Here is a 20,216-nt window from a genome sequence, read left to right on the forward strand (position 1 = left end):
GAGGAGCTCACCTCGCCGCGAGTCGGGGTAGGGGTCGGGCCGTACGCGTGCCGATCGGTACCACTCGTCCGTATCTACCCGATCCGCGTCGGCCCCACCACCCCTGCGGCCGCCTCCCCGAGGCACGGGAAGGCGGCCGGAGCCTCGCACCGCGGGCCCTTCCGGCCGGTCCGGCCTGCGGTTCCACCCGTCATGGCGTTCCGTGGGCCCACCGCCGGGCACCGGCCGCGAAGGGCGCGGCACGCCGGTGCGCGGAGGGGTGCGGCGGGGAGGGCGGTCGCCGCGCCCTCCCCGGGACGGTGCGGCCTGCCGGGACCGGAAGCCGGGCACCGCCGATCCGCCGGTCGGGCGACCTCGCCTGAGGCCGGAGACCGCCCGGAGCCGGGCGGGCCGGTGGGCGGTTCCGAGGACGTGCCTCAGTCGAGGACGTAGGTGGCGCCCAGGACCGCCACGTGCTCCAGCACGTCCTCCAGGGGGTCGTCGATCTGCCCGGTCTGGACGAGAGCCACGTGGGGCGCGTTGTGCGAATGGGTCTGCGTCTCGTCGGCGTGCACCGCCCCGGCGGGCAGCGCCACGGCCATCAGGGCGGCACCGCAGCCGACGATTCCTCGGAGCAGCGACCGCGACCGGTGTGATTTCACGTGATGACCTCGTCTTCTTCTCATCGGATGTGTTCATCCGCTGATTGCCCTAACCGCCTGGACGGGCCCGAGGTCACGCGCGATCATCGCCGGGGAGCCGGATCACGGCCTTGCCGCTCCCGAGCACGGCGTGCGAGCCCGTCCGCCTCCTCAGGGCGCCCGGCCGCCTCCGGAGCCGCCGGGCCGGGACGCGCGGCTGCGAGACCGGTGCGCACTGGCCGACGACGGCCTCGAAGGGCCTGGGGCGAGCACCTTCGACGCCTTCACCGCCGGGTGCGTCGGTGAGCTGCCACCGGATCCCGGTCACCCGCTCCCCCGCGCACCGGCAGCGCCCGCCCGGGACCGGCGGAAGCCGCCCGCCCGGGACCGGTCCGGTCCTCGGGTGGTTCACGCGTGCCGCCGCCGCGCACCGGTCGTCCGCAGGCAACGGCGCGCGGGACCGCGGGGACGGCAGCAACGGCCGGAGCCCCGCACAGCCGGGCTCCGGCCGTTCGTCGCGGGCGTCCTGGCTACAGGGCCAGGCCGGTGAGGACCAGCACCCGCTCGTAGGTGTAGTCGTCCATGGCGTAGCGCACGCCCTCGCGGCCCACCCCGGACTGCTTGGCACCGCCGTACGGCATCTGGTCGGCGCGGTAGGAGGGCACGTCGCCGATGACCACGCCGCCCACCTCCAGGGCCCGGTGGGCGCGGAAGGCGGTCTGCAGGTCGTGGGTGAAGACACCGGCCTGCAGCCCGTACTTCGAGGAGTTGACGGCGGCGAAGGCCTCGGCCTCACCCTGCGTCTTCTGGACGTACAGGACCGGGCCGAAGACCTCCTCGCAGGCGATCGTCGTGGTGCCGGGGAGGTCGGTGAGGACCGTCGGGGCGTAGGTGGCACCGTCACGCCTGCCGCCGGTGAGCAGTGTGGCACCGGCGGTGACGGCCTCGTCGACCCAGGACTCGACCCGGCGGGCGGCGTCCTCGTCCACCAGCGGGCCGACGTCGGTGGCCGCGTCGGAGGGGTCACCGGTCACCAGGGCCTCGACGGCCGCGACGATCTTCGGTACGAGCCGGTCGTGGACCGTGGCGTCGGCGATGACGCGCTGCACCGAGATGCAGGACTGGCCTCCCTGGTAGTTGGAGAAGGTCGCGATGCGGGTCGCCGCCCAGTCCAGGTCCTCCTCGGAGGAGTAGTCGCCGAGCACGACAGCGGCTCCGTTGCCGCCGAGCTCCAGGGTGCAGTGCTTGCGCGGCACCGACTCCATGATCGAGTAGCCGACCGGCCCGGAACCGGTGAAGGAGATCACGGGCAGCCGTTCGTCCCGGACCAGGGCGGGCATCTTGTCGTTGGGCACCGTCAGCACGGACCAGGAGCCGGCCGGGAGGTCGGTCTCGGCCAGCAGCTCACCCAGGACCAGGGACGAGATCGGGGTGGCGGGCGCCGGCTTCAGGACGATCGGCGCACCGACGGCGATGGCCGGGGCGACCTTGTGGGCGCTCAGGTTGAGCGGGAAGTTGAAGGGTGCGATGCCGAGAACCGGCCCGCGCGGGAAGCGCCGGGTCAGCCCGAGGCGGCCGGTCCCGCCGGCGTCGGTGTCCAGCCGCTGGGCTTCGCCGCCGTTGAAGCGGCGGGCCTCCTCGGCGGCGAACCGGAAGACGGAGACGGCACGTCCGACCTCACCACGGGCCCACTTGATGGGCTTGCCGTTCTCGGCGGAGATCAGCTGGGCGATCTCCTCGGTGCGCTCGGTGAGGCGGCGCACGACGTGGTCGAGCGCGGCCGCCCGTACGTGCGCCGGGGTCGCGGCGAACTCCTCGCGCACGGCGTACGCGGCGGCGACGGCCTCCTCGACCTGGGCGTCGGTGGGCACGGAGACCGTGCCCACGAGACGGCCGTCCCAGGAATTGGTGACGTCGAAGCTGTCCTCGCCGGTGGCCTGGCGGCCGGCCAGCCAGAAGGCGTGGGTGGAAGTCATGGCGGTTCCGGCCCTTCGGGGGTGGTGAACGACGATCGCCGGGCACCGCGAAGGCGCCCTTCGGCCCCACCGTAGGACGCCCCGGCGCGGATGAGGCTTGTCCGCCGTGGAGTGGAGCGGCCTCCCGGTGCGCCGGTTTGTCGTAGCCGGAGGGATTACTGCGTCCCCGAGGAGGCGACCGTCGCCTTCAGCGCCAGCCACAGCTCCATCCGCACGTCCGGATCGTCCAGTGAGCGCCCCAGGATCTCCTCCACCCGGCGCATCCGGTAGCGCAGGGTGTGGCGGTGGACGCCCAGGTCGGCGGCGGCGGCGTCCCACTGGCCGTGCCGGGAGAGCCAGGCACGCAAGGAGGCGGCCAGATCGCCACGGCCCTTCGCGTCGTGCTCCTGCAGCGGTCGCAGCATCCCGTCGGCGAAGGCCCGTACGGCGTCGTCGGCGAGAAGGGGCAGGACGGAGCCGGTCGCGAGTTCCTCGTGCTCGACCAGGGCCCTGCCCCGGCGACGGGCGACGGAGAGCGCCTGCTCGGCCTGCTTGTAGGCGGCGGAGACGGCGATCGGGCCGGCAGGGGCGGACATGCCGACGACCACGTCCGCGTCCTCGGCACCGGGCCCGCGCTCCGGCCGGCCGGCCGTGGTCCGGGCGTGGGCCGCACAGGCCGCGACCGCCTCGCCCCCGTCCACGGCCAGCACCACGAGGCGTTCACCCTCGGGGACCATGAGCAGTGCCTCACCGGACCGGGAGGCGGCGGCCTCCATCGTCCCGGCGAGCAGTTCCGTCCCGGAGGAGGCCGGCGCCTCGGCGATCAGCAGCCGGAAGGGGGCGTCGAGCAGTCCGCCGTACAGGTCGCCCGCGACGGCCCGGGCGTGGACGGACTCGCCCGCCAGCAGCATCCTCAGGACCGCGGCGCCGAGGCGCTGCTCCGCGCCCTGGAGCGCGCGGGAACGGGCCGTGGTCAGGGTCAGCAGGGCCACCGCGGAGTGCACCGCGTAGCGCTCGGCCGTTCCGAGCGCCGCCCCCGTGCCCACCGCCAGCGCACCGCGGTTCCGGCGGCCGGCGCCCAGGGACTGCAGTTCGACCCGGTCGGCGCTGTCGCTGTCGCCGACGACCGCGCTGGCCGGGGCGGGGCGGTCCCGGAGCCGCTCCACCTCGGGTGTGAGCCGGGCGGCGCGGCGGGCGGCCCAGTCGGGCGCGGCGGCGACGACGGCTCCCGAGGAGTCGTAGAGCGCGGCCCATCCGTCGACGTGCGCGGCGAGGCGGGTCAGCAGTTCCCCCGGGCCGTCCCCGGCGACCGCGGCCCGGGTCAGTTCCCGCTGGGCCTCGAAACCGGCCGTGACCGACCTGTACTGGTCGGCGGCGATCGCAGCCGACACCGCCTTGCTGATCGCGAGGAACGGCGTGCGGCGGGGCACTTCCAGGAGCGGCAGCCCGGCTTCCTCGGCCGCGTCCACCAGCGCCGGCGGGATCTCCTCGTAGGTGACCCCCACACCGAAGCCGATCCCCGCGACCCCCGCGCCCGCCAGCCGCTGGACGTACCGGCGCATCGTCGCCGGGTCCCGGGCGTCGAGGTTGGTCGCGGTGACGAGCAGCAGCTCCCCGCCGTCCATGTACGGGACGGGGTCGGCGAGTTCACTGGCGTGCGCCCAGCGCACGGGCGTGCCGAGCCGGTCGGCACCCGCCCGGACGGCGAGCTTGAGCGCCGAGTGCTGGACGAGGGAGGCGAGAGTAGGAGGCATGGGACCGCCGGACCTCTGGGAGTCGTTTGCGCCGGCCGTGCGGACGGCTCGATGGGACCGCCCTGCGCGGACGGGTCGAATGCGCCGTCCCGTACAGGCGGCCTCACCGATTCTGCCAGGGCGGCAGGGTCCTCGTAACCTCGCGCTCAGCCGCCCAGCTCGACCAGGAGCGGGGGCGCGTGCTCGCCGTCCACCGTCGTCAGCGACAGCACCGCGTGACCTGCGGGAAGCTGGTACGCCAGCTCCGAGGCGGACCAGCGCTCCCGCTCGACCCGCCGCACGGTCACGGCGTCCCGGGTCACGGCCTTGCCGGTGACGAGTTTGCGCAGCGCGTGCAGGGCGCGGGTGAACGGCTGGTCCGCGAAGACCGCGTGCTGGGCGACCTCGCGGGTCTCGACCCACTCCTTGCCCCAGACCTCGGCGAAGCGCTTGCCGTCCCAGGTGGTGACCCCGCTGAAGGCCATGCAGCAGCCGACCGCGCCGAGCAGTGCGGTGTGCAGCCCTTCGGGGACGTCGTCGACGGTGCGCAGCGTCAGGACCGCTCCCGCGTTGACCGACCGCAGTCGCCGGACGCCCCGGACGGTCTCCGCGGTGACGGTGTGCGTGGCGTCGTCCAGGACCAGGCAGACGAAGAGCGAACGGTCGGTGCGGGCGGCGGCGACGGCGTTGAACTGGGCGAGGACGAGCCGGGCGAGCAGCCGCGAGGCCTCGGCGTGTGCCCGCTCGGGGAGGTCGATCCTGACCCGGAGGGGCAGGTGGCCGAGGGAGCGCAGCGAGAAGGGCCGGGCCTCCTCCCCGGTGGAGAAGAACGACGCGAACGCGGGCCGGTCGAGCAGCGCGATCCGGTCGGCCAGCACCGGTCCGGGGTCTGCGGCGCCTCCCTTCTGACGGGTCCGGGCCTCCAGTTCGCGCAGCATCGCCTGGTGGCCGCCCGCCGCGAGCGCCTCCCGCAGCGCGTCGGTCGCCGCGAGGTCGCCGTCCAGGAGTTCCCGGAGCGCGGGCACCCCGGGGAAGTGCCCGTGGACGGCGCGGTAGGGGCCGAGCAGCTGGGCCAGCACGGTGGCGGCGCGCCTGCTGTCCAGGTGGGTCACATCACCGATCAGGCCCTCCGCGAGGACGCTCGCGGCCTCGTCCGGGTCGGTCGTACCGCCGTAGAGGTCGAAGTCGTGCGCGGAGCCCGGGTCGCCGATCCGCACCACCACGTCGAACGCGTCGTCCGGACCGAGTTCGCCCCCGGCCCCGCCGACGGCGAGCAGCGCGGCCCGCCCGGCGAGTGCCTGAAGGGCGAGCGACTCGACGACCGGCCGCACCAGCCGGGCGGACTTGCCGGCCCCGGGCGGGCCGACGGCCAGCAGCGACGTGCCCAGCAGTGCGGGTTCCAGGGCGATGCCCGAACCGCGGCGGGCATACGGGTTGTGCGGGTCGTCGGCGCAGCTGCCGAGCCGGACCTGCCCGGTGAGCAGGTCGTGCCGGGCGGTGCGGCGCGGCAGGTCCCGAGCGCCTGAGGGATGGAGCGCGGCGGCACCGCCGGTGCGCAGGACCGCCTCGGTGAACGCGGCGAGGCGCTCCGGGTGCCCCCGGCCCACGCTCCAGGCGTGGCGCAGCCGCGCGACGTCGACGTCGTTCATCCGGCCGGTTCGCACCTCGGCGGTGAGGGTGTCGGCGGCGTCCCTCTGCCCTGCGGCGCGCAGCTCGGGCCATTGCTCGGGCGTGGGGACGTCCGGGGGCGCGGAGGGTGCTGCGGGCACCACGGGGGCGCCCTTCCCGAGCCGGCCGGCGAGGAGTCGGCGCCAGCGGCCGAGGACGGCGAACGGCCAGAGCACCCCGAGGGCGATCAGGGCGTAGATCAGGTTGACGACGGCCTGGCTCTGGTAGATCTCCCCGCCCGCGACCGACGCGACGAGGATCAGCACCGGCCGGACGACCGGCACGGCGTCCTTCCACACGAGGAGCTCGGCCAGGGCTCCTCCGGCGGCGGCGGCCAGCCCGAGGAAGGGCTGCCCCCGGCCGGCGACATGGCGCCGGAAGATCTCGGGCCAGTTGCCCAGGCGCCCGCATCCGTAGACGAGAAGCCCGAAGAGGACGGCCTCGTAGACCGTGAGGGCGTCGGCGCCCTCGATCGTCCGGGGCCCGCCGAACGTACCGGCGTACCACCAGTCGCCCGGGGTGAACAGCTTCACGGGGACGAGCCGGTAGGGGATGTACCCGTTGCGCCAGAGGGACCACAGGAGCAGCCCGCTGAGTACGGAGATGAGCACCCCCACCAGCAGCGAGCGGTCGGACACGCCCTCGGGTTCCTCGGGCGGGCGCGGGGTGTGCCCGTAACGCCATACGCCCGGTTCCCGCACGGGACGCGGGGTGCGCAGCCACTCCTCGACCCCGGCGTCCCCCGCCGACGGCCCTCGCGGGTGCGGGGCATGGGCGGGAGGCGGTGGCGCCGCGGGCGGTGGCCCGGCGGGGCGGGGAACCCGGTCCGCGCCCGTGCCCCGTGCGTCGTACGTGCCTTCGGTGTCCATGAACCGCTGCCCCCTGACCAGCCAGGTCCCGCCTTCTCGCACCGGCCAATCTAGTGCCCGTGCACCGGGAGTTCAGCCATGCGGGCGTACGGCCCGGTCGCGAGCACCCTCCGTGGCGGACACATGTCCCGCCGGGGCATCTGTCCGCCACGGACAAGGACACGCTCCCACCACTCCCGATCGGAGCATGACCACTGCCCGCACCCGCCCCTAGCCTGCAGAAACAGAAGCGTCCGAAACACCCCCAGGAGCCCCGCATGTCCGACATCCCGCAGGAGCGCCGCGTCGTCACCGCCATTCCCGGCCCGAAGTCGGCGGAGCTGCAGGCCCGCCGTGTCGCGGCGGTCGCCGCAGGTGTGGGTTCCACGCTGCCGGTCTTCACCGCCCGGGCGGGCGGCGGAATCATCGAGGACGTGGACGGCAACCGGCTGATCGACTTCGGTTCCGGTATCGCGGTGACCTCGGTGGGCGCCTCCGCCGAGGCGGTCGTACGCCGCGCCTCGGCGCAGCTGGCCGACTTCACCCACACCTGTTTCATGGTCACGCCGTACGAGGGGTACGTCGAGGTCTGTGAGCAGCTCGCCGAGCTGACGCCGGGCGACCACGCCAAGAAGTCGGCGTTGTTCAACTCGGGTGCCGAGGCCGTCGAGAACGCCGTGAAGATCGCCCGGGCCTGGACCAAGCGCACCGCGGTGGTCGTCTTCGACCACGGCTACCACGGCCGGACGAACCTCACGATGGCGCTGACGGCGAAGAACATGCCGTACAAGCAGGGCTTCGGCCCGTTCGCGCCCGAGGTGTACCGCGTGCCGGTGGCGTACGGCTACCGCTGGCCGACCGGCGCCGAGAACGCCGGTGCCGAGGCGTCCGCGCAGGCCATCGACGAGATCACCAAGCAGATCGGCGCCGACAACGTCGCGGCGATCATCATCGAGCCGGTCCTCGGCGAGGGCGGTTTCATCGAGCCGGCCAAGGGCTTCCTCCCGGCGATCGCCCGGTTCGCGAAGGACAACGGCATCGTCTTCGTCGCGGACGAGATCCAGTCCGGTTTCTGCCGCACCGGCCAGTGGTTCGCCTGCGAGGACGAAGGCATCGTGCCCGACCTGATCACCACGGCCAAGGGGATCGCGGGTGGTCTTCCGCTCTCCGCGGTGACCGGCCGCGCCGAGATCATGGACGCCGCCCACGCCGGCGGCCTCGGCGGGACCTACGGCGGCAACCCGGTGGCCTGCGCGGGTGCGCTCGGCGCCATCGAGACGATGCGCGAGCTGGACCTGAACGGGAAGGCCAAGCGCATCGAGGAGGTCATGAAGGGCCGCCTCGCCGAGATGCGGTCGAAGCTCCCGAACGGCGACACCATCGGGGACATCCGGGGCCGCGGCGCCATGATCGCGATCGAGCTGGTGAAGCCGGGCACGAAGGAGCCCGACGCGGCTGCCGCGGGTGCGCTGGCCAAGGCCTGCCACGCCGAGGGCCTGCTCGTGCTGACCTGCGGCACCTACGGCAACGTCCTGCGCTTCCTGCCGCCGCTCGTCATCGGCGAGGACCTGCTGAACGAGGGGCTGGACATCCTCGAGCAGGCGTTCGCGCAGCTCTGAGGCGTGCGAATCACCCGGCCCCCGGGGGCCGTCTCCGACGGCGGCGACCGGCGGCCGGGTGAGGGCGTGTGAAGAAGGTGTGGGAGGGCCATGGCGGGATACCGTTGCCACTTCCGGTGCCTCCTTCCTCTGACGTACGGTTTTCCCAGATGAGAGAAACACCCCGCCCGCAGGGGACTGCGGGTGATGCCGGGCCGGGGCTCCCCCAGTGCCGTCCCGGCCGTGCCATCGCGCACACCGCTGGAGCTGCGGGCTCCGGGAATCCTCACCGATCGGATGGCCGCTCGCCCCACACCCCCCGGGGCGCGCGGCAAACCGATCCGACCGGCCACCTCGGAACACTCCCCCCTGTTCCCCGGTGGCCGGTTCTTCTCGTTCCCGCGGCCGCGGCGCTGACGGTCCTCTTCCTGGTGATCACCTGGCAGGTGCTGGCCGGCGGCCCGCTGCTGGGTCCCGACGAGCGGCTCGGCCTGGAGCTGGCCGGTCGCGGACCCCGCCCGCTCACCGAGCTGTTCGCGGATCTCGGCAACGTGCAGGCCGCCGTGCCCGTGCTGGCGTGCGCGGTCCTCGTCGCCTGGTTCCGCCGCGCCGGGCGCGCGGCGCTGTACGCCGTCCTGGCCATGGCCGCCGTCCCCGCGCTCGTCGTCCCGCTCAAGCTGTGGACGGACCGCCAGGGTCCGCTCACCGAGGCGACGGGCTACTACCCCTCGGGGCACACGACCACGGCGATGGTGGCGTACGGGGCCGCGGCCCTGCTGCTGGCCCCGCACCTGAAGCGGTCATGGATGGCGCTCGTCGCCGCCGTCCTGCTGACGGCGGCGACGAGCGCCGGTCTGGTGCTGCGCGGCTACCACTGGCCGCTGGACGTGGTGGCCGGCTGGTGCGTCGGCGGGGTGCTGCTGCTCGCCCTGCGGGCGGTCAGCGGAAACGGTCAGCCGCCGAAGTAGGCGTCGAAGTTCTTCGAGAACTCCCAGTTGTTGAAGCGGTCCCAGTTGATGGACCAGGTCATCAGCCCGCGCAGTCCGCTCCAGGTGCCGTGCGTCCGGTAGCTGCCGCAGTCGGTCTTCTTCGTCAGGCAGTTCAGCGCCTTGGTGACCTCGGCGGGCGAGGTGTGGCCGTTGCCCGCCTGGGGGGAGGCCGGGAGGCCGAAGGCCACCTGCTCGGGACGCAGCGCCGGGAAGACCTTGGTCTGATCACCCGCGACGGGGAAGCCGGTGAGCAGCATGTCGGTCATGGCGATGTGGAAGTCGGCGCCGCCCATGGAGTGGTACTGGTTGTCCAGTCCCATGATCGGGCCCGAGTTGTAGTCCTGGACGTGCAGCAGGGTGAGGTCGTCCCGCAGGGCGTGGATGACCGGCAGGTAGGCGCCGGCCCGCGGGTCCTGACCGCCCCAGGGTCCCGAGCCGTAGTACTGGTGGCCGAGCTGCACGAAGAAGGTCTCGGGGGCCATGGTGAGAACGAAGTCGTCGCCGTACCTGGCCTTGAGCGACTTCACCGCGGAGATCAGGTTGACGATGACGGGGGTCGTCGGGCTGCGGAAGTCGGTGTCGCCCGTGGCGAGCGAGAGCGAGTGGCCCTCGAAGTCGATGTCCAGGCCGTCGAGCCCGTAGGTGTCGATGATCTTGCTGACGGAGGAGACGAAGGCGTCGCGGGCGGCGGTGGAGGCGAGCTGCACCTGGCCGTTCTGGCCGCCGATCGAGATCAGCACCTTCTTGCCGGCGGCCTGCTTGGCCTTGATGGCGGCCTTGAACTCCGCCTCGCTCTCGACGTTCGGGCACTCGGCCACGGGGCAGAGCGAGAAGCGGATGTCGCCGGAGGTCACGGACGTCGGCTCACCGAAGGCGAGGTTGATGACGTCCCACGAGCCGGGCACGTCGGCCATCCGCGTGTATCCGGAGCCGTTGGCGAAGCTGGAGTGGAGGTAGCCGACGAGGGCGTGCTCCGGGAGACCGGCGTCGTCACTCCCTCCGCCACCCGTGGCCGTGGTGACGCTCACGGCCGCCGACTTCGCCGACTCACCGGCCGCGTTGACGGCGCTGACCTGGAAGCTGTACGCGGACGAGGCCGCCAGCCCCGTCACGGTCGCCGAGGTGCCGGTGGTGTCCAGGACCTTCGTACCGCCGCGGTAGACGTGGTAGCCGGTGGCTCCGGCGGAGGCGGTCCAGGACAGCGGGACGGAGGACGCGGTCGCCGCGCCGGCCCGCAGGCCGGTGGGCGCGGCGGGCACGGCCACGGGGCCGCCGCCGGGACCGATCAGGGTGAGGTCGTCGGCGTGGTAGGCGGGGGTGCCGTACCAGCCGTGGATGTAGAGCGTCACCGACGTGGTCGCGGGGCCGGTCCTGAAGGTGGTGGTGAGCTGCTTGTACGCACCGGTGGACTGGGTCCAGGTGGAGACGTCGGTGGTCCCGGTGCCGGACACTCCGAGGTAGACGGGGCTGCCCTGCACCCACGCGCCGAGCGTGTAGGCGGAGTCGGGCTTCACCGTCACCGTCTGGGAGCACCGGGCGTTGTCGCTGCCCGCCGGCGTCGCCTTCAGTGCCGAACTCCCGCTGCGCACAGGAGCGCTGACGGCTGCGCCGCTCCCGCCGGTGCAGCTCCAGCCGTCGAGTCCCGCCTCGAAGCCTCCGTTGCGCGCCAGATCGGCGTCGGCCGCTCCGGCGGCCGGTGCCGTGGCGACCAGGGCGCCGGCGGCGAGGAGGCCGGCCGAGAGGGCGGTGAGGAGCCCGGAGGGACGGGCGGGTGGTCGGGGTCCGGTTCGTGCCACGACAGCCTCCGTGCAGCAGGGAATGGGGGGTGCGCACAACATGGTCCAGACCAATCAGGTTGTCAAGACCTCTGGCGGTACCTCGCCTCCCGCCGCTGCGCCCGCCCCGGGCTGCCGCGGCCCGTGCGCCCCCGTCTCCGGGAGGCCCGCACCGGCGGGCCTCCCGCCGCGGGTTCGGCTGCCGATCGGTGGTGAGCCGGAGCCCCCGGGCTCAGCTGTCGAAGCCGAGCCCCAGCCGGTCCATGGTCCGCAGCCACAGGTTTCGGCGTCCGCCACGGCTGTCCGCCCGGGCGAGGGACCTCTTGGTCAGCTCGATCCCGGCCCAGGCGAACGGCTCGGGCGGGAAGGGCACCGGCTTGGAACGGACCATGCCGAGCGCGGTGCGCTCCGTCTTCTCGCCGGAGAGGAGGTCCAGCATCGCCTCCGCCCCGAAACGGGTCGCCCCCACCCCGAGTCCGGTGTATCCGGCGGCATAGGCGACCCGTCCGCGGTGGGCCGTGCCGAAGAACGCCGAAAAGCGGGAACACGTGTCGATCGCACCGCCCCAGGCGTGGCTGAAACGCACTCCGGACAGCTGCGGAAAGCACTCGAAGAACTGTCCGGCGAGCTTCAGGAAGGTCTCCGGACGCTGATCGAGCGAGGAGTGCAGCCGGCCGCCGTACGGGTAGACGGCGTCATATCCGCCCCACAGGATCCTGTTGTCCGCCGAGAGCCGGAAATAGTGGAACTGGTTCGCGCTGTCCCCGAGTCCCTGACGGTTTCGCCAGCCGACCGAGGCGAGCCGCTCCGCGCTCAGGGGCTCGGTCATCAGCGCGTAGTCGTACACCGGAACCGTGTACGGGCGCACCCGCCTCACCAACGAGGGGAAGATGTTCGTGCCGAGAGCGACGTCACGGGCGAACACCCGGCCGTACGGGGTGCGCACCGCCGTACCGGCCCCCGACCGGACGAGTTCGAGGCCACGGGTGTGCTCGTAGATCCGTACACCCAGGCCGAGACATGCCTCTTTCAGGCCCCAGGCGAGCTTCGCCGGGTGCAGCATGGCGACGCCGCGCCGGTCCAGCAGTCCGCCCAGGAATGTCGGTGAGTCGACTTCCGCGCGCACCTGGTCCCGGTCCAGGTATTCCAGTCCGGTGAATCCCAGCTCCTGGGTCCTGCGGTGCCATTCCCGCAGCTCGTCGAGCTGGTGGGGCTGCGTCGCCACGTCGATCTCGCCGGTGCGCTCGAAGTCGCAGTCGAGGGAGTAGCGGGCGACCGCGGCCTCGATCGCGTCGAGGTTCCGCGCGCCGAACTCCTCCAGGGCCCCGATCTCGTCCGGCCAGCGTTCCAGACCGTTGGCCAGGCCATGGGTCAGCGAGGCGGCGCAGAATCCGCCGTTGCGGCCCGAGGCGGCCCAGCCCACCTCGTGGCCCTCGATGAGGACGACATCGCGCCCGGGGTCCCGTTCCTTGGCGATCAGCGCGGTCCACAGCCCGCTGTAGCCGCCGCCGACGACCAGGAGGCCGCACCGCTCGTCGCCGGTCAGCGCGGGACGGGCCTCCGGCTTTCCCGGGCTGTCGAGCCAGTAGGACACGGGACGTGCGTCGGAGAGTGAGTGTGCGGCACTGCGCATGGCGTCCGGGGCCATGGTTCCCAACTCCTTCGGAGGCTACTTTCCCGCATGGCTCCTCCGCCGGTTCGCGATGAGCTGTCCGGCGAGGACCACCGCCACGGCGATGACGAACATGGCCGTACCGATGACGTTGATCTGCACGGGTGTTCCGCGCTGCGCCGATCCCCACACGAACATGGGGAAGGTCACCGTGGAACCGGCATTGAAATTGGTGATGATGAAGTCGTCGAAGGACAGCGCGAAGGCCAGCAGCGCTCCCGCGGCGATCCCCGGGGCGGCGATCGGGAGGGTCACCCGGACGAAGGTCTGCACGGGGCCCGCGTACAGATCGCGGGCGGCCTCCTCCAGCCTCGGGTCCATCGACATCACCCGTGCCTTGACGGCGGTCACCACGAAGCTGAGGCAGAACATGATGTGGGCGATCAGCACGGTCCGGAAACCGAGTCCGGCTCCCATGTTGAGGAAGAGCGTGAGCAGCGAGGCCGCCATGACGACCTCGGGCATCGCCATCGGCAGGAAGATCAGTGAGTTGACCGCGCCGCGGGCCCGGAAGCGGTAGCGGACCAGCGCGAACGCGATCATCACGCCGAGCACGGTCGCGCCGGCGGTCGCCCAGAACGCGATCCGCAGCGAGAGCGAGAGCGAGCCGCAGAGGTCGGCGACGCCGCAGGGGTCCTTCCAGGCGTCGAGCGAGAACTCCTGCCAGGCGTAGTTGAAGCGCCCCTTCGGCTGGTTGAAGGAGAAGACCATGACGACGGCGTTCGGCAGGACCATGTAGGCGAGGGTCAGCAGGCCCGCGATCACGACCAGGTTCCGGCGGAGCAGACGGAGTACGGGCATCAGACCAGGTCCTCCGTCCCGGAGCGGCGGATGTAGACGGTGACCACGAGCAGGACGACCGCCATGAGGATGAACGAGAGCGCGGCCGCCGTCGGGTAGTCGAGAACACGCAGGAACTGGCTCTGGATGACGCTGCCGACCATCTTGGTGTCGGTGGAGCCGAGCAGTTCCGCGTTGACGTAGTCGCCGCTGGCCGGGATGAACGTCAGCAGGGTGCCGGAGACGACCCCGGGCATGGACAGCGGCAGCGTCACCTTGCGGAAGGTGGTGGCGGGGGTGGCGTACAGATCGCCCGCGGCCTCGTGCAGCCGGCCGTCGATCCGTTCCAGCGAGGTGTAGAGCGGCAGGATCATGAACGGCAGGAAGTTGTAGGTCAGACCGCAGACGACGGCCATCGGGGTGGCCAGGACCCGGTTGTTCTCGGTCCAGCCGAGCCAGGCGGTGACGTCCAGGACGTGCAGGGTGTTCAGTGCGTCGACGACCGCGCCGCCGTCCGCGAGGATCGTCTTCCAGGCCAGCGTCCGGATCAGGAAGCTGGTGAAGAACGGCGCGACGACCAGCACGAGCACCAGGTTGCGCCAGCGGCCCGCCCTGAAGGCGATCAGATAGGCGAGCGGGTAGCCGAGCAGCAGGCACAGGAGGGTGGCGGTGCCCGCGTACAGGAGGGACCGGACGAACTGGGGGTAGTAGTCGGCGAGGGCGTCCGAGTACGTGCGGAAGTGCCAGGTGACCTCGAAGCCCTTCTCCAGGGATCCGGTCTGTACGGAGGTCGACGCCTGGTAGACCATCGGCAGCGCGAAGAAGACGAGCAGCCACAGGATGCCGGGGAGCAGCAGCCAGTAGGGGACGAGCCGCCTGCGGGTGGACGGTGTGCGGACCCCGGCCTTCGCGGGGGGCGCCGGCGGCGCGTCGGTGACGCTCACGCCGCTTCCTCCATGTCTTCGGTGCCGGCGGCCCCGGCGTCGATGTGCTGGTCCGCGTCGAGTCCGAAGGTGTGTTCCGGGTTCCAGTGCAGGACGACCCCGGCGCCGGGTACGAGCCGGCTGTCGCGCTCGATGTTCTGCTCGTAGACCTGGAGAGCCCTGCCGGCCGGGCTCTCGACGACGTACTGCGTGGAGACACCGATGAAGCTGGAGTCGGTGATGCGGCCGGTGACCCGGTTACGGCCGTCGGGTATCGCGGCCGTGTCGTCGGTGTGGGTGAGGGAGATCTTCTCGGGGCGGACGCCCACGAGCAGCTTCCCTCCGTTCTGCCCGGTGGACGGGCACCGCCCGCCGGGCAGCCTGAGCTTCCCGCCGCCGGCCGAGACGACGACGTCCGTGCCCCTGGAGACGATCTCGCCCTCGATGAGGTTGGAGGTGCCGAGGAAGTTCGCCACGAAGGTGGTCCGGGGGTTCTCGTACAGGTCGGCGGGGGCGCCGAGCTGCTCGACGCGGCCGCCGTTCATCACCGCGACGGTGTCGGCCATGGTCATGGCCTCCTCCTGGTCGTGGGTGACGTGGATGAAGGTGATGCCGACCTCGGTCTGGATCCGCTTGAGTTCGAGCTGCATCTGACGGCGCAGCTTGAGGTCGAGGGCGCCGAGGGGTTCGTCGAGGAGGAGGACCTGGGGATGGTTGATGAGCGCGCGTGCCACGGCGACGCGCTGCTGCTGGCCGCCGGAGAGACGGTGCGGCTTACGGCGGGCGAAGTCGCCGAGCTGGACGAGGTCCAGCATCTCGCCGACCTGCTTCTTCACCGATCTGATGCCGCGGCGGCGCAGCCCGAAGGCGATGTTCTCGCTGACGTCGAGGTGCGGGAAGAGCGCGTAGCTCTGGAAGACGGTGTTGACGGGCCGTTTGTAGGGGGGCAGGCCCGTGATGTCGCGTCCGCCGAGCGAGACGGTGCCGGTGGTGGCGTCCTCCAGGCCCGCGATCATGCGCAGGGTGGTGGTCTTGCCGCAGCCGGACGCGCCGAGCAGCGCGAAGAAGGAGCCCTGCGGGACGGTCAGGTCGAGGGGGTGCACTGCGGTGAAGGAGCCGTAGGTCTTGCTGATCCCGGTGAGACGGACGTCGCCGCCCGCTGTCTGCTGCTGTGTCATGGGTCACGGTCCCAGGGGTGTCGGAGGAGTTCGGGAGGGGGGCGGGCCGGTCAGGCGCCGATGAGCTCGGCGAACTTCTCCTCGTACGCCGTCTCCTCCTCGGAGCTGAGGGAGCGGAAGGCCCGTGACTTCGCGGCCATCGCCTCGTCGGGGAGGATCAGCGTGTTGGACGCCATCGACTCGTCGATCTTCGCGAGCTCACCGGTGACCCCGTCCACCGGGCAGACGTAGTTGATGTAGGCGGCGAGCCGGGCCGCGACCGGGGGTTCGTAGTAGTGGTCCATGAGCTTCTCGGCGTTGGTCTTGTGCCGTGCCCTCGCCGGGACCAGCATGTTGTCGCTCGACGTGATGTAGCCGGCGGACGGGATCGAGAACTTGATCGCCGGGTTGTCGGCCTGGAGCTGGATGATGTCGCCCGCCCAGGCCACACAGGCCGCGATGTCACCCTTGCTCAGGTCGGCGGTGTAGTCGTTGCCGGTGAAGCGGCGTATCTGCTTCCTGTCGACCCCCTTCTGCAGGCGGCCGACGGCCGCGTCGTAGTCGGCGTCCGTGAACGACCCGGGGTCCTTGCCCATGTCGAGGAGCGTCATCCCGACCGAGTCGCGCATCTCCGAGAGGAAGGAGACCTTGCCCTTGAGCCGGGGGTCGTCGAGCAGCTGGGTGACGGAGTCCACCTTCCGGCCGCCGGTCGCCTTCTCGTTGTAGGCGATGACGGTCGGGATGCCGGTCCACGGGTAGGAGTAGGCGCGTCCCGGATCCCAGTCGGGCGTACGGAACTGGGCCGACAGGTTCGCGAAGGCGTGCGGGAGGTTCGCGGGGTCGAGCTTCTGCGCCCAGCCGAGCCGGATGATGCGTGCGGCCAGCCAGTCCGTCACGATGACGAGGTCGCGGCCGGTGTCCTGGCCTGCCGCGAGCTGCGGTTTGATCTTCCCGAAGAACTCGACGTTGTCGTTGATGTCCTCGGTGTACCTGACCTTGATCCCGGTGCGTTCCGTGAACGCGTCCAGGGTCGGACGGCTCTTCCCGTCCTCGCCGACGTCCATGTACTCGGTCCAGTTGGAGAAGTTGATCTGCTTCTCCGCCGCCGAGTGGTCGTCGGAGGCCGCGGCTCCCTCCTGCCGCGCGGCGGGCGGGATGCCGCACGCGCTCAGCGCCCCGAGGCCGCCGAGCGAGAGGGCTCCCGCACCCGACGCCCTCAGGAGCGAACGGCGGGTGAGGGCGCCCCTGCCGCCTTCGAGGCTGCGCCTCATGGCGGCCAGCTGTGGCGCGGAGAGGCGCTCGGGCTCGTACTGCTCCATACGCGTGTGCCCTTCCGGGTGGGTGGAGCCGCCGGCCGGCGGCCGCTGCTATCGGTCCCCGAAGACGGTGCGGTGCCAGTCCTTCCGGGCGACCGCGGTGTTGTCGAACATGACGTGCTTGACCTGGGTGTACTCCTCGAAGGAGTACGACGACATGTCCTTGCCGAAGCCGCTGGCCCCGCACCCGCCGTGCGGCATCTCACTGATGATCGGGATGTGGTCGTTGATCCACACGCAGCCCGCCCTGAGCTCTCGGGTGGCGCGGTTGGCCCGGTACAGACCGGTGCTCCAGGCGGAGGCGGCCAGGCCGTAGGGAGTGTCGTTGGCGAGGCGGATCCCCTCGTCGTCGGTGTCGAAGGGCAGCACGACCAGGACGGGGCCGAAGATCTCCGAGGTGACGATCTCGCTGTCCTGGGCGGCGCCGGTGATCAGGGTCGGCCGGTAGTAGGCCCCGTCGGCGAGTGCGCCTCCGGGAGCCTCGCCGCCGGTGACGACGGTGGCGTGGGCGCGGGCGCGTTCGACGAACCCGGCGACCCGGTCGCGCTGCTGACGGCTGATCAACGGGCCGAGGTCGGTCGACGGATCGAAGGGGTCGCCGAGCCGCACGCTCTCCATCAGGGCTGCCACCCCGCTCACGAAGGCGTCGTGGAGAGGGCGCTGGACGTAGGCCCGGGTGGCCGCCGTGCAGTCCTGGCCTGTGTTGATGAGGGCACCGGCGACCGCTCCCTGGACCGCGGCGTCGAGGTCGGCGTCGTCGAACACGAGGAACGGCGCCTTGCCTCCGAGTTCCAGGTGCAGGCGTTTGACGGTGGAGGTGGCGAGCTCGGCGACCCGCCTGCCGACGGCGGTGGATCCGGTGAAGGAGGTCATCACGACGTCCGGGTGGCTCACGAGATGCTCGCCCGCGTCCCGCCCGGCACCGGAGACGATGTTGACCACACCGTCCGGAATGCCGGCTTCCGCAGCCGCCTGCGCGAACATCAGCGAGGTGAGCGGGGTGATCTCGGCGGGCTTCAGCACGATGGTGTTTCCCGCGGCCACGGCCGGGAGGACCTTCCAGGCCGCCATCTGGAGCGGGTAGTTCCAGGGCGCGACCGAGCCGACGACCCCGAGGGCCTCGCGGCGTACGTAGGAGGTGTGGTCACCGCTGTACTCGCCGGCCGACTTCCCTTCGAGATGACGGGCGGCGCCGGCGAAGAAGGAGACGTTGTCGACCGTGCCGGGCACGTCGAACTCGGTGGAGAGCTTGACGGGCTTGCCGCACTGCAGGGATTCGGCGTACGCGAAGTCCTCGGCCTGCCCGGCCAGTACGGCGGCGAAGCGGTGCAGCGCCTCGGACCGTTCGGCCGGGGTGCGCCCCGACCAGCCGGGGAAGGCCTCGCGGGCGGCGGCGACAGCGGCGTCGACGTCATCGGCTCCCGCCAGCTCGTAGCGGTGGACCGTCCTGCCCGTAGCAGGGTCGACCACGTCCTGCAGGCGCCCCGATGTGCCGGGGCGCAGCCGTCCGCCGATGTACTGCGCACCCGCGGCGAAGCGGTCCTGCACCTGGAAGCCGTTGCCCATGACGTCTCCTCCGCTGCCCCGTGACCAGGAGCGGCGTAGCTTCTTGCCGAATTGAGAGCCGATCCTGACAGAGGGCACCCCTGCCAACAAGTGATTCCGTTGTTTCCTTTTGGTTACGCGACGGAATCTGTCGACGATGTGTCCGGTGCGTGCGGAAAACCCTGTACCGGCTGTCAGTGGCGGATGCCAGACTCGGCTGCCATGGAACGGGAATACATGGACGCTCTCGTGGCACGGGCGGCCCGTGGGGAGAGAGTGAAGTACCTGCCGTTCTGGGGTCATCGGCCTCGTCCGGACGGCAGTCTCGGGGAGAGCTGCCTCAGCCAGTGGTGGCCGGCGGCGTTCACCGTCGGTTCGGTGACCTACGCCTCGGCCGAGCACTGGATGATGGCGGGCAAGGCGCGGCTCTTCGGGGACGCGGAGGGGGAGGCCCGGGCCGTGGCGGCGAGCAGCCCCGCCGCCGCGAAGAGGGCGGGCCGGCTGGTCGGGGGGTTCGACGAGGGCATATGGGCGCGGGAGCGGTTCGCCCTGGTCGTCGACGGCAGCGTGCACAAGTTCGGCCAGGATCCGGCGCTGCGGGCGTATCTGCTGGGCACCGGTGAGCGCGTGCTCGTGGAGGCCAGTCCGGTGGACCGGATATGGGGCATCGGACTCGCCCGGGACGATCCGCGCACCGCGGACCCCGCTTCCTGGCGAGGACTGAATCTGCTGGGTTTCGCGCTCATGGAGGCGCGTGCGCGGCTGCGCGCGGGGTGACGCCCCGCCCGGCCGGGCACCGGGACGCGCTTTCCCGGGACCCGGCCACGGGCGTCCGTCCACCGAGGGTCAGCGGGAGGTGCCGACGACCAGTGACGTGGCGTAAGGGTCGTCGTAGTCGTAACCGCTGCCCGAGTCCTCGTTGGCGACGCTCCAGATCAGGAATCCGAGGAAGACCGCGCTGATGACGATCGAGACCGATCCCAGGATGATCCCGGCGAGGGCCATGCCCCCGTTGGTCGCCTCGCCCCGCTTGGCGCGGCCCCGGCCGATGATGCCGAAGATCAGGGCGAGGATGCCCAGGATGATGCCGAACCCCCACATGCAGAAGCCGACCACCGCGATGATGCCGAGGACCATCGCCGCGATCCCCAGCCCGTTCGCGGGCGCCGGGCCCCAGGGCGGCTGGCCGCCGTAGCCGGGGTATCCCGGATAGCCGTACGAGGGCGAGGGCGCGGCCGGGTAGCCGTACGCCGCCGGGGGCACGGCGGGCGAGTCCGGGTAACCGTACGGGCCGGGCTGCCCCGGCCCGTTCGGTCCGACCGGCGGGGCGGGCACGGAGGGCTGCTGCGGGACGAAGGCCCCGGCCGGTCCGGGTACGGGCCCGGTACCCGAGTCGGCGCTCGGCATGGACGTGACCGTGGGCTGGTCGTGCACGGCGGGCGGGGCGGCGTCCGCGGGCCGCTTGCCCAGATCCACCCTGTGGTCGGGCGGAGCCCACGGATCGCGCCGCGCGCCCTCGCCCCCGGGCTGCTGTGTGTTGTCTGACATGGGCCTCCCCCATCGTGGTCCCGCCATGCTACGGCCCGTCCTGCAGCCGCAGGGCCCCGCCTACGATGACCGGTGCAGCCGGTGCGCCC

General features: G+C 72.0%; 15 protein-coding genes. 3 read left to right on the forward strand and 12 right to left on the reverse strand.

Features of this window, described 5'->3' with window-relative positions:
* Window positions 1–416 precede the first annotated feature (416 nt).
* The 4 genes from ACF1FZ_RS26245 to ACF1FZ_RS26260 all read right to left on the reverse strand — a co-directional run bounded on the left by ACF1FZ_RS26245 (window position 417) and on the right by ACF1FZ_RS26260 (window position 6,845).
* On the reverse strand, window positions 417–641 hold the full coding sequence (locus tag ACF1FZ_RS26245) for a hypothetical protein (protein WP_391775947.1): 225 nt from the start codon (window positions 639–641) through the stop codon (window positions 417–419).
* Window positions 642–1,150: 509 nt separating this feature from the next.
* On the reverse strand, window positions 1,151–2,596 hold the full coding sequence (locus ACF1FZ_RS26250) for an aldehyde dehydrogenase family protein (protein ID WP_391775863.1): 1,446 nt from the start codon (window positions 2,594–2,596) through the stop codon (window positions 1,151–1,153).
* Between the two features lie 155 nt (window positions 2,597–2,751).
* Entirely contained in the window at window positions 2,752–4,329 is a 1,578-nt protein-coding gene (locus ACF1FZ_RS26255) for a PucR family transcriptional regulator (protein WP_391775864.1), read from the reverse strand.
* Window positions 4,330–4,475: 146 nt separating this feature from the next.
* Window positions 4,476–6,845: an ATP/GTP-binding protein gene (locus ACF1FZ_RS26260; protein WP_391775865.1), complete on the reverse strand. Its 2,370-nt coding sequence runs from the start codon at window positions 6,843–6,845 to the stop codon at window positions 4,476–4,478.
* A 257-nt stretch (window positions 6,846–7,102) separates the two neighbouring features.
* Between ACF1FZ_RS26260 and gabT the strand changes: the two genes are divergently transcribed.
* Entirely contained in the window at window positions 7,103–8,443 is a 1,341-nt protein-coding gene (gabT, locus tag ACF1FZ_RS26265; RefSeq protein WP_391775866.1) for a 4-aminobutyrate--2-oxoglutarate transaminase, read from the forward strand.
* Between the two features lie 410 nt (window positions 8,444–8,853).
* On the forward strand, window positions 8,854–9,390 hold the full coding sequence (locus tag ACF1FZ_RS26270) for a phosphatase PAP2 family protein (RefSeq protein WP_391775867.1): 537 nt from the start codon (window positions 8,854–8,856) through the stop codon (window positions 9,388–9,390).
* Here the strand turns inward: ACF1FZ_RS26270 and ACF1FZ_RS26275 are convergent.
* The 7 genes from ACF1FZ_RS26275 to ACF1FZ_RS26305 all read right to left on the reverse strand — a co-directional run bounded on the left by ACF1FZ_RS26275 (window position 9,375) and on the right by ACF1FZ_RS26305 (window position 18,600).
* The gene (locus ACF1FZ_RS26275; RefSeq protein ID WP_391775868.1) at window positions 9,375–11,207 is read right to left on the reverse strand and encodes a chitinase; all 1,833 of its coding nucleotides are present in this window, start codon (window positions 11,205–11,207) and stop codon (window positions 9,375–9,377) included. The two genes, ACF1FZ_RS26270 and ACF1FZ_RS26275, sit on opposite strands and share 16 nt — an antisense overlap.
* A gap of 211 nt (window positions 11,208–11,418) precedes the next feature.
* Entirely contained in the window at window positions 11,419–12,834 is a 1,416-nt protein-coding gene (locus tag ACF1FZ_RS26280) for an NAD(P)/FAD-dependent oxidoreductase (protein ID WP_391775869.1), read from the reverse strand.
* A gap of 21 nt (window positions 12,835–12,855) precedes the next feature.
* The gene (locus ACF1FZ_RS26285; protein ID WP_391775870.1) at window positions 12,856–13,659 is read right to left on the reverse strand and encodes an ABC transporter permease; all 804 of its coding nucleotides are present in this window, start codon (window positions 13,657–13,659) and stop codon (window positions 12,856–12,858) included.
* Window positions 13,659–14,582 carry an ABC transporter permease gene (locus ACF1FZ_RS26290; RefSeq protein WP_391775871.1) on the reverse strand — a complete coding sequence of 308 codons (924 nt, stop codon included), beginning with the start codon at window positions 14,580–14,582 and terminating at the stop codon, window positions 13,659–13,661. The genes ACF1FZ_RS26285 and ACF1FZ_RS26290 overlap by 1 nt, the downstream gene beginning before the upstream one ends.
* Window positions 14,579–15,739 carry an ABC transporter ATP-binding protein gene (locus ACF1FZ_RS26295; protein ID WP_391775872.1) on the reverse strand — a complete coding sequence of 387 codons (1,161 nt, stop codon included), beginning with the start codon at window positions 15,737–15,739 and terminating at the stop codon, window positions 14,579–14,581. The genes ACF1FZ_RS26290 and ACF1FZ_RS26295 overlap by 4 nt, the downstream gene beginning before the upstream one ends.
* Before the next feature lie 50 nt (window positions 15,740–15,789).
* A complete protein-coding gene (locus tag ACF1FZ_RS26300; RefSeq protein ID WP_391775873.1) occupies window positions 15,790–17,037 on the reverse strand; it encodes a PotD/PotF family extracellular solute-binding protein in 1,248 nt (415 codons plus the stop codon).
* A 48-nt stretch (window positions 17,038–17,085) separates the two neighbouring features.
* Complete coding sequence (locus ACF1FZ_RS26305) at window positions 17,086–18,600, reverse strand: gamma-aminobutyraldehyde dehydrogenase (RefSeq protein WP_391775874.1); 1,515 nt, start codon at window positions 18,598–18,600, stop codon at window positions 17,086–17,088.
* A gap of 216 nt (window positions 18,601–18,816) precedes the next feature.
* Between ACF1FZ_RS26305 and ACF1FZ_RS26310 the strand changes: the two genes are divergently transcribed.
* A complete protein-coding gene (locus tag ACF1FZ_RS26310) occupies window positions 18,817–19,356 on the forward strand; it encodes an NADAR family protein (RefSeq protein ID WP_391775940.1) in 540 nt (179 codons plus the stop codon).
* A 69-nt stretch (window positions 19,357–19,425) separates the two neighbouring features.
* Here the strand turns inward: ACF1FZ_RS26310 and ACF1FZ_RS26315 are convergent, their stop codons facing one another.
* A complete protein-coding gene (locus ACF1FZ_RS26315; RefSeq protein ID WP_391775875.1) occupies window positions 19,426–20,127 on the reverse strand; it encodes a DUF4190 domain-containing protein in 702 nt (233 codons plus the stop codon).
* Window positions 20,128–20,216: the final 89 nt, after the last annotated feature.

The organism is Streptomyces sp. NPDC014623 (assembly GCF_043088245.1).
Taxonomy (GTDB): Bacteria; Actinomycetota; Actinomycetes; order Streptomycetales; family Streptomycetaceae; genus Streptomyces.